At 70.6% G+C, this 14,977-nt stretch carries 9 protein-coding genes; 8 read left to right on the top strand and 1 reads right to left on the bottom strand.

Annotated elements, in window-relative coordinates; translation table 11 throughout:
• Nucleotides 1-85 precede the first annotated feature (85 nt).
• Both AC5P09_RS27830 and AC5P09_RS27825 read left to right on the top strand, forming a co-directional pair.
• Nucleotides 86-1,417, top strand: a complete 1,332-nt coding sequence (locus AC5P09_RS27830; RefSeq protein ID WP_493876497.1) for a radical SAM protein — start codon at nt 86-88, stop codon at nt 1,415-1,417.
• 222 nt (nt 1,418-1,639) lie between these two features.
• Entirely contained in the window at nt 1,640-3,127 is a 1,488-nt protein-coding gene (locus tag AC5P09_RS27825; protein ID WP_493876496.1) for a cellulose binding domain-containing protein, read from the top strand.
• Nucleotides 3,128-4,219: 1,092 nt separating this feature from the next.
• On the opposite strand, the gene AC5P09_RS27820 is transcribed toward AC5P09_RS27825, so the two are convergent.
• The gene (locus tag AC5P09_RS27820; protein ID WP_493876495.1) at nt 4,220-6,388 is read right to left on the bottom strand and encodes an alpha-galactosidase; all 2,169 of its coding nucleotides are present in this window, start codon (nt 6,386-6,388) and stop codon (nt 4,220-4,222) included.
• Nucleotides 6,389-6,508: 120 nt separating this feature from the next.
• Here AC5P09_RS27820 and AC5P09_RS27815 point away from each other — a divergent pair, with 120 nt between their 5' ends.
• The 6 genes from AC5P09_RS27815 to rsgA all read left to right on the top strand — a co-directional run bounded on the left by AC5P09_RS27815 (nt 6,509) and on the right by rsgA (nt 14,883).
• A complete protein-coding gene (locus AC5P09_RS27815) occupies nt 6,509-7,546 on the top strand; it encodes a LacI family DNA-binding transcriptional regulator (protein WP_493876494.1) in 1,038 nt (345 codons plus the stop codon).
• Between the two features lie 56 nt (nt 7,547-7,602).
• Nucleotides 7,603-8,934 carry an ABC transporter substrate-binding protein gene (locus AC5P09_RS27810; RefSeq protein ID WP_493876493.1) on the top strand — a complete coding sequence of 444 codons (1,332 nt, stop codon included), beginning with the start codon at nt 7,603-7,605 and terminating at the stop codon, nt 8,932-8,934.
• 17 nt (nt 8,935-8,951) lie between these two features.
• Nucleotides 8,952-9,875, top strand: coding sequence for a carbohydrate ABC transporter permease (locus AC5P09_RS27805; protein ID WP_493876492.1), 924 nt, complete (start codon nt 8,952-8,954; stop codon nt 9,873-9,875).
• Nucleotides 9,876-10,092: 217 nt separating this feature from the next.
• Complete coding sequence (locus AC5P09_RS27800; protein ID WP_493876491.1) at nt 10,093-10,878, top strand: carbohydrate ABC transporter permease; 786 nt, start codon at nt 10,093-10,095, stop codon at nt 10,876-10,878.
• Nucleotides 10,879-10,966: 88 nt separating this feature from the next.
• A complete protein-coding gene (locus AC5P09_RS27795; protein WP_493876490.1) occupies nt 10,967-13,435 on the top strand; it encodes a CBM35 domain-containing protein in 2,469 nt (822 codons plus the stop codon).
• Between the two features lie 329 nt (nt 13,436-13,764).
• A complete protein-coding gene (gene rsgA / locus AC5P09_RS27790) occupies nt 13,765-14,883 on the top strand; it encodes a ribosome small subunit-dependent GTPase A (RefSeq protein WP_493876489.1) in 1,119 nt (372 codons plus the stop codon).
• Nucleotides 14,884-14,977 lie beyond the last annotated feature (94 nt).

Raw genomic sequence — 14,977 nt, 5'->3', positions numbered from 1 at the left:
CCGACGCGAGGGACCCGGCACGGCTCACGCGGAGGCGAGGGCATACCGTGAGGAGTCGTACGTCCGATCCGGAAGGAGACACGGGATGGGCAGCCGTACCGCACTGGTCGAGGATCTGATGGAGCGGTTCCCGCACGTACCGCGGGAAGCCGTCTTCAAAGAGGATCTGCTCCGGGGTGGTGTGGCCTTCGATCCCTCTGCCCTCAGTGACAACGAGGGGGGCGAGGTCAAGCCGAAGTCGTACTTCATCTTCTCCTTCGACCACGGCACCCTGCCCGAGCTCGGCGAGGCCGCGCTGCGGCGCCCGCCGGAGGAGATCATCCTCACGGGCGGGCCGTACGACCTGCGGCGGACCGTGGTCTCGGTGCGCGTGAACCCGGCGTCGCCCTATCGCGTGGCCGCCGACGAGGACGGCGTACTCGGGCTCTATCTCGACGGGAAGCGGATCTCCGACGTCGGGGTGCCGCCGATGCCGGAGTACTACCGGCACACCCTCGCGAGCGGGAAGTCGGTGATGGAGGTCGCCCCGACCATCCAGTGGGGCTATCTGATCTACCTCACCGTCTTCCGGGTCTGCCAGTACTTCGGCGCCAAGGAGGAGTGCCAGTACTGCGACATCAACCACAACTGGCGCCAGCACAAGGCGGCGGGCCGGCCGTACACCGGGGTGAAGGACGTCGAGGAGGTCCTCGAAGCCCTCGAGATCATCGACCGGTACGACACGGCGAAGGCGTCCACCGCCTACACGCTCACCGGCGGCGCGATCACGTCGAAGGTCGCCGGGCGCGACGAGGCCGACTTCTACGGGCACTACGCCAAGGCCATCGAGGAGCGCTTCCCCGGACGCTGGATCGGCAAGGTCGTCGCCCAGGCGCTGCCGCGCGACGACGTGCAGCGGTTCAAGGACTACGGCGTGCAGATCTACCACCCCAACTACGAGGTGTGGGACCGCCGTCTGTTCGAGCTGTACTGCCCGGGCAAGGAGCGCTATGTCGGCCGCGACGAGTGGCACAAGCGCATCCTCGACTCGGCGGAGATCTTCGGCTCGCGCAATGTGATCCCCAACTTTGTGGCGGGCGTGGAGATGGCCGAGCCCTTCGGCTTCACCACGGTCGACGAGGCGATCGCCTCCACCACCGAGGGCCTGCGCTTCTTCATGTCGCACGGCATCACGCCCCGCTTCACCACCTGGTGCCCCGAGCCGACGACCCCGCTCGGCAAGGCCAACCCGCAGGGCGCGCCGCTGGAGTACCACATCCGGCTGCTCGAGGCCTACCGCGCCACCATGGACGACTTCGGCCTGTCCTCGCCCCCCGGCTACGGCCCGCCCGGCCCCGGCCGCGCGGTGTTCTCCGTCAGCTCGTTCATGGACAGTCTTCCGGCGGCGGAACCCGCTGAGGAATCGACGACGGTATAGCGATGACGGTATAGACGGTATAGGTGAGTGATCCGGCGGTCACGTCCGTACAACAGGGCAGGAGTTGCAGTTGTGGGGGCGCGGCCGTCCTGTCATGACATCTGAACAGGGCGCTTGTCAGTTGTGTGGGAGGCGTGAAAAACTTCTCCCCTGCTCGCGAGGTTCCCCCCAACTCCTTTGCCATTATGGTGAGTTGACCTCGCTCGTCCACGCAGGAGACCCATGCCCGACCTGCCGACTCCCCAGGACGCCGCCGAGGCCGCGCTGTTCTCAGAATGCTGGGATGCCGTGCTCTCCTACGCGGACCTGTGCACGTCCGGCTCCACCGCGGCCACCCAACTGGCCACGGAGGCATTCTCCCTCGGCATGCGCGAAGCCCGCGACGCGGAGTCCGCTCCCGCCCGCAGTGCCGGCCGCCGCCCTGCCCGCCTGCCCCGGATCCCGCTGCTGCTGACCGCCGTACGCAACACGGCCGCCGCCTGGGAGAACCAGGGCCAGGGCCACCAGCTCGATCCCCAACTGCGCCTGTGGCTCAACTCCGAGGAGGCCGCCCGCTACAACGGCCCCCCGCTGCAGCGCCCGCTCGCCCTGCGCGGCCTGCGCGACCTCCAGGAACCGGACGCGGCGCTGCTCTGGCTGGCCGAGGTGGAGGCGCTGCCGCTGACCGTGGTGGCCCGCCGGCTCGGCCTCGACCCGGCCCTCGTGGGCGAGGAACTCACCCAGGTACGCGGCCTGTTCCGGGACCGCAGCCATCGCAACCACCTCGACACGCCGATGGACGCGCAGTGTCGCAGCTACGCCCGGCTGCTCGACGCGGTCACCCGCTCGCCCGCCGCCGACACCCCGAACGACCTTTCCCGGCACCTCGCCCGCTGCGTGGGCTGCGCGGAGGCAGCCGCCTGTCTCCGGCTGCACGGGGGCGGACTGCCCTCGGCCCTTGCCGGCGGAGTGATCGGCTGGGGCGGCCTCGCCTATCTGGAACGCCGCCGCCGGGCCGCCGAGGTCCGCCTCGGTGCCGGGCGCCCGGCACCGGCGGACAGCGAGGACGGGCCGCCGAACCCGGGCGCCCACAAGGCACGCGTCGTGCGCAACGGCCTCCTCGTCGCGGCCGTCCTGGTCTCCGTGCTGGCGCTGGCCGTCTCGATGATGCCGGGCGCCGGCACCGACAACGGCGCCGCGTCGCCCGGCGACTCGGCCGACCGCCAGCCGGTGGCCGACCCGCGCTCGTCCGTCCCGTCCGCCGACGAGCAGTCCGCCTCCCCGGAGCCGACGGCCACCGCCTCGCCGGGCACCTCCCAGGCATCCGCCGGGCAGAACCCGGGCGCCACCCCCCAGGGCACGACCTCCTCCACCGCCCCCGGCGGCCCCGAACCGGATCCCGACACGAGCGAACCCGCGGCCTGCCGGGTCAAGTACGACGTGGTCGGGGAGTGGCCCGACGGTTTCCAGGCCACCGTCACCGTCACCACCGAACGCGCCCTCGACTCCTGGCGCGTCGCCTGGGCCTTCCGGGACGGCCAGCAGGTCGGCCAGATGTGGGACGCGAGCTTCTCCCAGAACGGCTCCCGCGTCACCGCCACCGCCGCCGACTACAACAAGACGGTCGCCGCGGACGGCAGCCTGGCCTTCGGCTTCCTCGCGTCCTGGCGGGGGAAGAACTCGCCGGCGTACGACTTCACGCTGAACGGGGTCAGCTGCAAGAAGGCGTGAGGGCGACCGCTCCGGAGGCGTCCAACGGGACGCGGTGGGCATCGGTGGCGATCCCGGTGACGTCCACGCCCGTAACCTGCGGGCGACCTCGTGAGCGCCGGGCGGCACAGCCGCTCTGGCCGTACCGCGTGCAGTACACGAGCACGGAACAACAAACCGCCTGGCTGAGCCATGCCGCCTGCCCGCCGGTCGTGCGCCTGTTGGTCGTGTGCGTGCTGGTCGTGCCGTCCGCCGGTCGTGTACCTGCTGGTCGTGTGCATGCTGGTCGTGCCGTCCGCCGGTTCGTGCGCCTGCCGGTCGTGCGCCCCCCGACCGTGCGCCAGCCGCCAGCCGTGCCCCCGCCGGTCGTGCCGCCCGCCAGTTGCTCGCCGACCCGCCGGGCGCCCGCCGGCCAACCGCCGGCCGCCCGTCCCCAACCACCAGTTGTCGACCCGTCGGCCGCCGGCCGCCGGCCGACCTGCCGTCGGCCAACCACCGGTCGCCGGCTCCCAACCACCAGTTGCCGACTGCCGCCGGTCGTGCCGCCCGCCAGTTGCTCGCCGACCCGCCGGGCGCCCGCCGGCCAACCGCCGGTCGCCCGTCCCCAACCACCAGTTGTCGACCCGTCGGCCGCCGGCCGCCGGCCGACCTGCCGTCGGCCAACCGCCGGTCGCCGGCTCCCAACCATCAGTTGCCGACTGCAGCCGGTCGTGCCCCCGCCGGTCGTGCCGCCCGCCAACTGCTCGCCGACCCGCCGGCCAACCGCCGGTCGCCGGTCCCCAACCACCAGTTGTCGACCCGCCGGCCGCCGGCCGACCCGCCGCCGGCCAACCACCGGTCGCCGGCTCCCAACCACCAGTTGCCGACTGCCAGCCGCCCGCCGCCCCAGGGACGTGGTGAAAGCGGCCTTGGCCTACCGGATGGCCCCGCCCGGGCCGGGACGCGGTGAAGCCGGCCTTGGCCCGTCAGGTGGCCCGCCCCGACCGGGACGCGAGGCGTGTCGGACTGCGCGGAAGCTGCCGAGTGGGCGGTCGCCCGGCCACGCCCTCAGTGGCCCCATGGCAGAGAATGTCGCCGGAGGCCGTCGCTGGTCACTCGCCCGCTCGCGCTCCCCTAATCGCCCGAGGCGAGCCGGACGAGCAGGACCCCTGGTGTGCGCGGCAGCGACATCCGCAGTCCGTCGCCGTCCCAGACCGCCGAGCCGGAGCCCGCGGTGGACGGGTGCAGGATGTCCGCCCGGACCGCCCGGTCGGCCAAGTGCCGTACGGGCAGGTGGAGTTCGCTCTCACCGCCCCGCCGCCACACCGAGACGTACGTGCAGCCGTCCGGCGCCCGCAGGCCCAGAGCCAGCCACTCGTCCGTCCACCCCGGCAGACCGAGCGGCCAGAACGGCACTGCTCGGGCGAGGTCCTCGCGGATCGTCTTGTACGTCCCCACCGCGTCCCGCACGAGCCCGAGCTGGTGCGCCGACATGCGGTCCAGGTGGCCGGACAGATGGATCCGCCCGAGCAGCGCGCCGCCCAGGGTGAAGGTGATGAGGTCGTCGTCGAATTCGGGTTGTGGGTAGGCCCAGACGGCGCCCTGCTCGGGCGGGACGGCCGTCGGCGCCGCCGCGGCGATCGCCGGGTAGCGCAGCGGATCCTGCTGGTCGCTGGTGGACTGGAGCTGGGCGACGGCGAGCGTGGCGCCGTCCATGCGCATTCCGCCCGAGGCACAGTTCTCGACGACCAGCCCGGGGTGGCGGTCCAGCACGTCGGACAGCCAGTCCAGGTAGGCCTGGGCGTGGCCGAGCAGTCCGGCTCCCGGTGCGAGGTCCCCGGTGTTCCCCTTGCCCCCGGTGACGCCCGTGTCTCCGGGGGCGCAGGTTCCCGGATCGACCACGATGTTGTAGTCCAGCTTGAGGTAGCCCACCCCCCAGTCGCCGACGATCCGGTCCACCGTCTTGTCGAGATGCGCGCGGGCGGCCGGGTGCCGCAGGTCGAGCTGGTGGCGGCCCTGTTCGGTCAGGCGTACGCCGTCCCGCTGGAAGAAGGCCTCCGGCGGGAGCGCGCTCGCGACGGGGCTGCGCACGCCGACGACCTCCGGCTCCAGCCACAGGCCGGGCACCATTCCACGTTCCCGGATCCGGTCCAGGACCTTGCCGATTCCGCCGTCGGGGAAGCGGCGGGGCGAGGCCAGCCATTCGCCCACGCTGTCCCACCAGCCGCGGGTGTCGTCGTCGTACCAGCCGGAGTCGATGCAGAAGTACTCCGCGCCGGCCTCGGCGGCCGCGTCGATCAGCGGCAGCAGCTTCTCGGTGGTCGGGTCGCCCATCAGCGTGTTCATGTAGTCGTTGAAGACGACCGGGAGGGTGGTGTGGTCCGGGTGTGGGCGGCGGACGGCACGGCGGTACGAGGTCAGTGCGCCCATCGCCGCGTCGAACCCGGTACCGAGGGCCAGCGCCACCGGCACGGTGGTGAACTCCGCGCCCGGCGCGAGCCGGACCCGCCACTGGTGTTCGGCGTCGGTGGGGCCGTTCAGCGCCAGATACGTGCCGCGGGCGTGTTCGCCCAGGTCCCAGCGCCAGCCGGCCGGGGACTCGGTCTGCCACAGCCAGGTCCGGCCGCCGTCCCGCTCCGTCAGTGCGCCCATCGCCAGGTGGCCGTCGGTGGGCCAGCTGCCGCGCCCGGCGAGGACGAGGGCGGCCCGGCTGTCGTGCTGGTGGGCGTCGACGTTGATGTCGGCGACGGTGTCGCGCAGCGGTTCGGCGTACCAGCGGCACTCGGCGAGCCAGTCGTTGCGCGCCCGGTGCACGTCGAGCGCGTCCGGTGAGGGCAGGCCGCCGAGCAGCAGGCTGCTGACGGACTGGACGACCAGGGGCTCGGTGCCCTCGTTGCGCAGCCGGACGCGGGAGCGGAGCACGGGCAGTCCGGTCGGGGACGTCAGTTCGACGAACGCCGTCAACCCGGTCGCCGGGTCGTGGAGTTCGACGGTCAGCCACTCCCAGTCGGCGCGGGTGCCGCTGCGGTGGTCGCGGTGCCGCAGGCGCGTACCGAAGGCCGTGCCGGTGAAGCGCGGGCCGGACCAGCCGCTGCCGTGGCCGAGGGCGGTCAACTCGACGAGGGGGAGGGCGGCCTCCGGGTCACAGGCGGGCGCGGCGTCGCCGGGAGCGGCCAGCCGGACCAGCCGCAGGGTCCCGTCGGAGGCGGTGGCGAACTCGGTCCGGAGTGCCGAGTGGCCCCAACGGAGCGTGTCCTCCGGGTAGTTGGCGATCTTCCTCGTCGCATCCGCCGTACCGGCCAAGGCGTGTCCCCCTCCTGACCCCGCCCCTGTCGTTCCTCGGCGGCGGCGGTCTGCGTCAGTCGCGTGAATCCATCGTTACGGTCTCTTGACGACCGCATTGTGACCGGTCACAATCCTGGCATGAATGTGACCGGTCACACAAGCCGCCCGCCGAGCATCCGGGACGTGGCGACGGCCGCCGGGGTCTCGTACCAGACGGTGTCCCGGGTGATCAACGGCCATCCCAGCGTCAAACCGGCCACCCGGGAACGGGTGCTCGCGGCCATCGACGAGCTGGGTTTCCGGCGCAACGCCACCGCGCTCGCCCTGGCCAGCGGCCGCAGCAGGGCCGTGACCGTGCTCACCGCCAACACCACCCACTACGGCTACGCCTCCATCCTCCAGGGCATCGAGGAGGCCGCCCGCGCCGCGTCCTACGCGGTGGGGATCGGCGTCCTCGAATCGGCGGACGAGCCCGCCGTCGCCGCCGAAGTACAGCGGGCGGCGGACGCGGGCGGCGGACTGATCGTGATCGCCTACGATCCGGCCGGGGTACGGGCCCTGGCCGCCGTCCCCGCCGAACTGCCGGTCGTCGGCGTCGTCGAGACCCCCACGAGCCCGCCCTCGGGCGACCGCCCCTGGGTGTGGACCGACGACCGCGAGGCCGCCTACGAGGCGACCCGCCACCTGCTCTCCCTCGGCCACCACACCGTGCACTACGTCGCCATCCCCTCCAGCACCCGCCGCACCAGCGCCCGCACCTCCGGCTGGCGTCAGGCGCTGAAGGAGGCCGGAGCACCCGAACCCCGCCCGGTGCAGGGCAACTGGGGCCCGGCCGGCGGCCACGGCGCGGGCCTGAAGCTGGCGAAGGACCCGGACGTCACCGCGATCCTGTGCGGCAACGACGACCTCGCCCTCGGGGTGCTGCGCGCCCTGTACGAGTCCGGCCGGTCCGTCCCCGGCGAAGTCAGCGTGGCCGGTTTCGACGACGCCCCGCACTCCGCGTTCCTGACCCCGTCACTGACGACCGTACGCATGGACTTCACCGGCCTCGGCCGGTCCGCGTTCGCCCTGCTGCACGGAGTCCTGGAGGAGTCCGCGCAGATCGCCCCGCACCCCGTGTCCGTACCCGAGCTGGTGGTGCGGGAGAGCTCGGGTCCCCCGTCCGCCCGCGACTGAGATCTCGGTACCGCCGTCCTGAACCCCCCGTTCGTGAAAGGCACTTGAGGTACGTGATGAAGACAAGAGCTCTCCCCGCCCTGGCCCTGATATGCACCGTCGGCCTGGCCGCCACCGCGTGCAGTGACCCCTCCGCCGGTGATTCCGGCGACTCCGGTACGGACGCGAAGCAGTCGGCCGTCGACCCGACCGCCCGGCTGGACGGCGTGAAGCTGACCATGTGGACCGCGCAGAACACGGTCAACGCACCGAAGCAGGTCGTCGACGCCTTCGAGAAGGCCACCGGCGCCGAGGTCGAGACCCAGGCGATCCCGGACCTCTACGAGCAGAACGTGCCGACCAAGCTCGCCTCCGGCGACCGGCCGGACCTGATGTTCTGGCAGCCGTCCATCTCCACGCTGCCCTTCATCCAGCCCCAGCAGAACCTGCTCACCCTCGACGGGGAGGAGTGGGTCTCCAAGCTCGGCACCACCGAGCGGTCCCTCGGAGTCATCGACGGCAAGCGGTACGCGGCGATCGTCACCAGCCCCGCCATGCTCGGCGTCTACTACAACAAGGACGTCTTCCGGCAGGCGGGACTGGCCGAGAAGGACTTCCCCAAGTCGTACGACGACCTGCTGGCCCTCGGCCGCACCGTCACCGACAAGACCGACGCGGCCGGCTTCTACGAGGCCGGCGGCGACCAGTGGCCCCTGCAGTGGCAGATGCAGGTCCAGCTCACCGACCTCGACAAGCAGTGGTGGGCCGACCTGAACCAGAACAAGAAGAAGTGGACCGACCCGGTCGTCGTCGGCGCGATCAAGAAGTACAAGGAGAAGCTGCTCGACGCCGGGCTCGCGCAGAAGAACTACAAGACCGGCACCTTCACCGGGCAGGCCGACTCCCTCTGGAAGGGCGAGGCCGGCATGGTCCTCAACGTCACCTCCTTCCAGAGCCAGTTGCAGGCCAAGTACTCCACCGCCGAGATCGACCAGAAGATCGGCTGGTTCCCGGTCGCCAACTCCTCGGCCACCGGCCTGTACTCGCCCGACCAGACCAACGGCGTGGTCGCCTTCAAGACCGGCGACGAGAAACGGCAGAACGCCGCCCGGCAGTTCCTCGCCTTCTGGCTCGGCCCGAACTACGCCGACTACATCAAGGCGATGAAGATCCCGTCCGTGCAGCCGTCCGTGCCCACCCCCGACGGACTCCCGCAGGCGTCCAAGGACCAGGTCGCGGCCCTGCCCAAGGCCATCGGCGTCTTCCAGGCCAAGGCGATCGTCGCCCCCGACACGCACCTCTACCTCGCCGACATGCTCTACGGCAAGAAGAGCCCGCAGCAGGTCGCCCAGGCGATCCAGGACCAGTTCGCGCAGGTGGCCAAGGCCCAGGGCGCGACCGGCTTCTAGACGACACGGGGCTTTCGATGGCGGACACAGCCATACGTACGCGCAAGCAGGCATCCACGACAGGCGAACCCCGGCGGGTGGGACGGCTCCCGCGCGCCGCCGTGCACCACCCCTGGTGGTTCGCGCTCCCCGCGATCGTCGTCTTCGCGGGCTTCTTCCTGGTGCCCAACCTGCTCAACTTCTACTACCCGTTCACCAACTGGTCCTCGTACCACGCGGACATCGCCTTCACCGGCCTCGACAACTTCAAGACCATCGCCGACGACGGCTCCCTGCTGCGCGCGATCCGTACGACCCTGCTGTACGCCCTGCTGGCCGCGCTGTTCCAGAACGGCTTCGGGCTCGTACTCGCCCTGCTGCTGGAGGCCGACACCCGCTTCAACCGGTTCTTCCGCACCGTGTTCTTCCTGCCCGTGCTCATCTCCGCGCTCGCCACCGGATACGTCTTCCAGGCCCTCCTCGACCAGGACGGCGCCGTCAACTCCGTCCTGGGCACGGACATTCCGTGGCTGGGCTCGACGACCTGGACGCTGGTCCTGGTCACCCTCATCCACGGCTGGAAGTGGATGGGCCTGGCCATGCTGATCTACCTGGCCGGCCTCAAGGGCATCCCCGGCGAGATGCTGGAGGCCGCGAAGTGCGACGGCGCCGGGCCCTGGCGGACCTTCTGGTCGGTGCGCTGGCCGATGCTCGCACCGGCCGTCACCTTCAACGTCACCACGGCGCTGATCGGCTCGATGAACACCTTCGACATCGTGCAGGCCACCACCGGCGGCGGTCCCGCCGCCTCCACGGAGGTCTTCAACATCTACATGTTCCGCGTATTCGGACAAGGGCTGTACGCCCAAGCCTCCACGATGAGTTTGGTGCTCTTCCTCATCGTGGTGGCCTTGGCGATTCCGCTTGTCTTCGGCTTGCGTCGAAGGGAGCAACTGCTTTGAACCCTCCTCCTCGCGGACGAGGAGGATTCCTGGCTCACGCTGCTCGGTCGCTCAACGAGCGACGGAGACTCACACGATCAGCACCAGCCGGGTTGGAACCAGCCCGGTCCCCGAAAGAAGGGAGGTTGATGTGCTGGCTTGGTTCTCGCGCAACACGTCGATAAGCCTACCAACTGTCGGCCCACGTCTGTGGCGCATCGGTCGCCCCACTCTGATCGTGGCCATCGCTGCCCTGGCCGTTGGCGTACCCCTGTGGCTGGTCGCCGTCACCTCCGCCAAGCCGCAGGCGGAGGCCATCAAACCGAACCTCGACCCGCCGGGGCACTGGCAGGCCGGCAGCAACTACGCGGACGCCATCGGCCAGGGCGAGATGCTGCGCGGCTTCGTCAACTCGCTGCTCGTCGTGCTGCCTTCGGTGATCCTCGTCCTGATCCTCGGCGCGGGCGCCGCCTGGGTCTTCGCCCGCCGCAAGTCCAAGCTCGTCTCGGCCGCGTACGCGCTGTGCATCAGCGGACTGCTGCTGCCGCCCGCCGTCATCACCATCGTGATGGAACTGCGGCAGCTCGGGCTCTCCAACACCCGGCCCGGGATGATCGCCGTCTACACCGGGATGTACCTGTCCACGTCGATCTTCTTCATGACCGGCTTCATCCGCGCCATCCCCTTCGAGCTGGAGGAGGCCGCGCGGATCGACGGGGCGCGGCCGGCGCGGATCTTCCTGCGGATCATCCTGCCGCTGCTCAGGCCCGTGATCGCCACCGCGACGATCATGGTGATGCTCTACGCCTGGAGCGACATCTTCTACGCCTTCTTCGTCCTCGGCGGCGGAGAAAGGGCGACCCTGCCGCTCAACCTCTACAAGGTCGCCAGCGCCCAGCTCTACCTCAACAACTGGCATCTCGTCTTCGCGTACGTCGTGGTGATGAGCCTGCCCATGGTCGCCGTCTTCCTCGTCGGCCAGCGAAAGATCGTGTCCGGAATCACCAGTGGAGCCGTCAAGTGACCGGAGGTCCAACCGCGTGATCACCCCCACCCGCACAAGATCCCGTCTCGGAACAGTGTTCGTCACGACCGCACTCGGAGTCGCCGCCATGGCAGGCACCCTGCCCGCAGCGGGGTCCGCGGCAGCAGCCGCCGACCCGCAGCGGCTCACCGTCGACCTGGGCGCCTCCGAAGGTCCGGTGATGCTCGGTGCCAACGGCGCGCTGTACGGGCTCAGCGACGACGGCGTGCCCAGTGACGCCGCCCTGGAGCCCCTGAAGATCACCAGCATCTCGCAGAAGCCGGAGGGCGGCGCCCAGCACCCCAACGGCGACGCGCTCACCGTCTCCAAGTCGTTCTTCCGTAACGGCGGCGGCGAGATCAACGTGATGATGCAGGACATCTACGCCAAGTGGCCCTACGAGGACCTCGGCATCGACGACTACCTCCCCAAGGTCGACAAGATCGTCAAGGAGGTCTCGGCCGACCCGAACAGCGACCGCTTCGTCTACATCCCGTTCAACGAGCCCGACCGGATCTGGTACAACCTCGGTACTTCCAACCAGGCGCAGTACGAGGCCAACCGCGACCGGTTCTTCAAGGACTGGAAGACGGTCTACCAGCGGATCCGCGCGATCGACCCCGACGCGCGGATCGCCGGCCCCAACGAGGCCGGCTACCACACCCGCCTGCTGACCGACTTCCTCACCTTCGCCAAGCGGGAGAACGTCCTGCCCCAGGTGATGACCTGGCACGAACTGAGCTCCGGTTCACTGCGCGACTTCCAGGGCAACTACGACAACTACCGCTCGATCGAACGCGAGTTGGGCATCGCACCACTCAAGATCAACATCGACGAGTACGCCAACCGGCGTGACCTGTCCGTACCCGGACAGCTCGTGCAGTGGGTCTCGATGTTCGAGCGGAACAAGGTGTACGCCAACCAGGCCTACTGGGACGCCGCCGGGAACATGGACGGCAACGTCGTCCGGTCCAACATCCCCAACGGCGGCTGGTGGCTGTTCCGTTGGTACGCCGGGATGACCGGTGACACCGTCAAGGTGACCCCGCCGCAGGCCAACACCATCGACACCCTCCAGGGACTCGCCTCCCTCGACCGCTCGCGCCGCCAGGCCCAGGTCCTGCTCGGCGGCTCCGCAGGCGACTCCGACGTCGTCGTCCAGAACGTCCCCCGGTCCCTCTTCGGCCGCACGGTCACCGCGACCGTCGCCGAGGCGGCCTGGTCCGGCTACGAAGGACAGCACGCCACGCCGCGCGTCCTCGCCCGTACGAAGGTGAAGGTGGCGGCCGACGGCACGGTGACCGTCCCGCTGCGCGGCCTGCACAAGATGTCCGCGTACCGGATCGTCCTCACCCCCGGCGGCTCCGGCACCCCGACCGCGGCCTCCGTCCCCTGGTCGGCGTCGTACGAGGCCGAGAACGCCGCCATCACCGGCGGCCAGGTGTACACCCAGGGCACGGTCAGCAACGCCAACGGCTACGCGGCCTCCGGGACGAAGGACGTCGGCTCGCTCAACCAGGCCTCCAGCAAGGTCGACTTCACCGTGACGGTGCCCGAGGACGGGACCTACGACCTGGCGATCCTGTACGGCAACCAGTCCGGCGCCCCCTCCACACAGAAGCTGTCGGTCGACGGCGGCGCCCCGGTCACCGTCACCTACCCGTCCACCGAGAACTGGACCTACCGCGCCAAGAAGGACGTCAGCCTCGACCTGCCGGCCGGCACCCACACGCTGACGCTGGCCAAGGGCGACGCAGAAGTCACCCTGGACCGCGTCGACCTGACCGCCCGTACCGCCAAGCCCTCCGCGTCGTACGAGGCCACCCTCGCCGACATCAGCGGCAACCCGTCGTACGACTACTCCTCGTCGGCCGGCGTGGGCACCGGCGCCCTCGTCCTGCGCAAGGGCGACCAGGCCGTCTTCGACGTGTACGCCCCGCGCGACGGCTACTTCACCGTGGTGCCGCGCACCTCGGCGCCGGTACGGCTCACCCTGCACGGCGAGACGGTGTCGGCGGCGCCGGGCCGGCCGCTGCGGCTGTACCTGGTCGCGGGCAACAACCGGGTCGCGATGACGGCCGCCCACGCCTCCGTACGCTCCCTCGACGTCTCGGGCGAGGGCTCGACCTCCGGCACGCTCTCCTACGAGGGCGCCTCGGCCACCCTCGCGGGCGGGGCGAAGCTCGTCGACTCCGCCCACGCCTCCGCCGGTTCCTTCATAGGCATGCTGGGCAACAGCGCAGCCAGCAAGGCCGAGTTCACGGTGGACGCGCCCAGGTCCGGCCGCTACCTGCTGGTCGTCCACTACGCGCACAACGACCGGCGCGACAACGGCCACGCCTACAACACGGACATCATGTCCCGCACGGCCGACATCACCGTGGGGAACGCGGCACCCCGGAAGGTCACGTTCAAGAACACCTGGAGCATCGACGACTACTGGACGCTGGGCGTCCCCGTCGACCTCAAGAAGGGCTCCAGCAGCGTGACCTTCGGGAACGCGAGCGCCTGGGCCCCGAACATCGACCGGATCGAACTGGGCCGGATCATCGGCTAGGCACGGTCCGTCCGTACACGGCGGTGGCCCCGACTGCTCCTCGGTCGGGGCCACCGCCGTGTGCGGGCCGGAGTGTGGCGGGGGCCAGAAAAAGGGTTGGCGCGCGTGCTCGCGTGTCCCTATTCTGGCGGAGCTTCGCGCGGTGGCCGTCGGCCGCCGCCGTCAGTCGTTCAGGAACGGGAGGTGTGACCGATGGCTGTCTTCGAGATGGGCGCTGCCCTCATCCAGAAGTTCATCAAGTCCACCTCCGTGGCCGCCGGCTGACACGACTCCTCAACTCCGCGCGTCCGTGACGCGCGTGCCGGGGCCGCCCTTGTGAAGGGTTTCCCTTGACTTCCAGCGCAGCTTCATCCGCTTCATCGACTTCTTCTGCCTTCTCCGCGCTCGCTCCCTACGGCTGGGACGACACATGGGCGGACGAGTTCGCCCCCCACGAGCCCGAAGGGCTGCTGCCCGGGCGGGTGATCCGGGTCGACCGCGGGCAGTGCGACGTGGTCACCGCCGACGGGATCGTCCGCGCGGACACCGCGTTCGTCACCCCGAACGACCCGATGCGGGTCGTGTGCACGGGCGACTGGGTCGCCGTCGAACCCGCGGGCAACCCGCGCTACGTACGCGCGTATCTGCCACGCCGTACGGCCTTCGTGCGCTCCACCTCCTCCCAGCGGTCCGAAGGGCAGATCCTCGCGGCCAACGTCGACCATGCGATCGTCGCCGTGTCGCTGGCCGTCGAACTCGATCTCGGGCGCATCGAACGGTTCCTCGCGCTGGCGTGGGAGTCCGGGGCGCAGCCCGTGGTCGTGCTGACCAAGGCGGACCTCGTGCCGGACGCGGCGACGCTCGGGCATCTCGTCGAGGACGTCGAGACGACCGCGCCGGGTGTGCCGGTGCTGCCGGTCAGCGCCGTGGACGGGGCCGGGCTGGACGTTCTGGTCGCCGTCGTGAGTGGCGGTACGTCCGTGCTGCTCGGCCAGTCCGGTGCAGGCAAGTCCACGCTCGCGAACGCGCTGCTCGGCGAGGACGTCATGGACGTACAGGCCACCCGGGACGCGGACGGCAAGGGACGTCACACCACGACCACCCGCAACCTGCTCGCCCTGCCCGGCGGCGGTGCCCTCATCGACACGCCGGGGCTCCGGGGCGTCGGCCTGTGGGACGCCGAGAGCGGGGTCGGACAGGTCTTCTCCGAGATCGAGGAGCTGGCGGCGCGCTGCCGGTTCCACGACTGCGCACACGAGAGCGAACCGGGGTGCGCGGTGCTGGCGGCCATCGAGGACGGCGTGCTGCCCGAGCGGCGGCTGGACAGCTACCGCAAGCTCATCCGGGAGAACCAGCGGATCGTCGCCAAGACCGACGCGCGACTGCGCGCGGAGATCAAACGGGACTGGAAGCGGAAGGGAGCGCAGGGGAAGGCGGCGATGGAGGCGAAGAGGGGGCGCTGGGCGTAAGGAGACGGGCGCCGGGCGCCCTAAGGGGCGCTAAGGGGCAGCTCGGCGTCCGATTTCCGCCAGCCGCGGTCCTGGTCCTGGCCCACACTGGATG

It is taken from the genome of Streptomyces sp. a15, from assembly GCF_059026085.1.
This window is presented reverse-complemented; position numbering and strand designations above follow the sequence as displayed.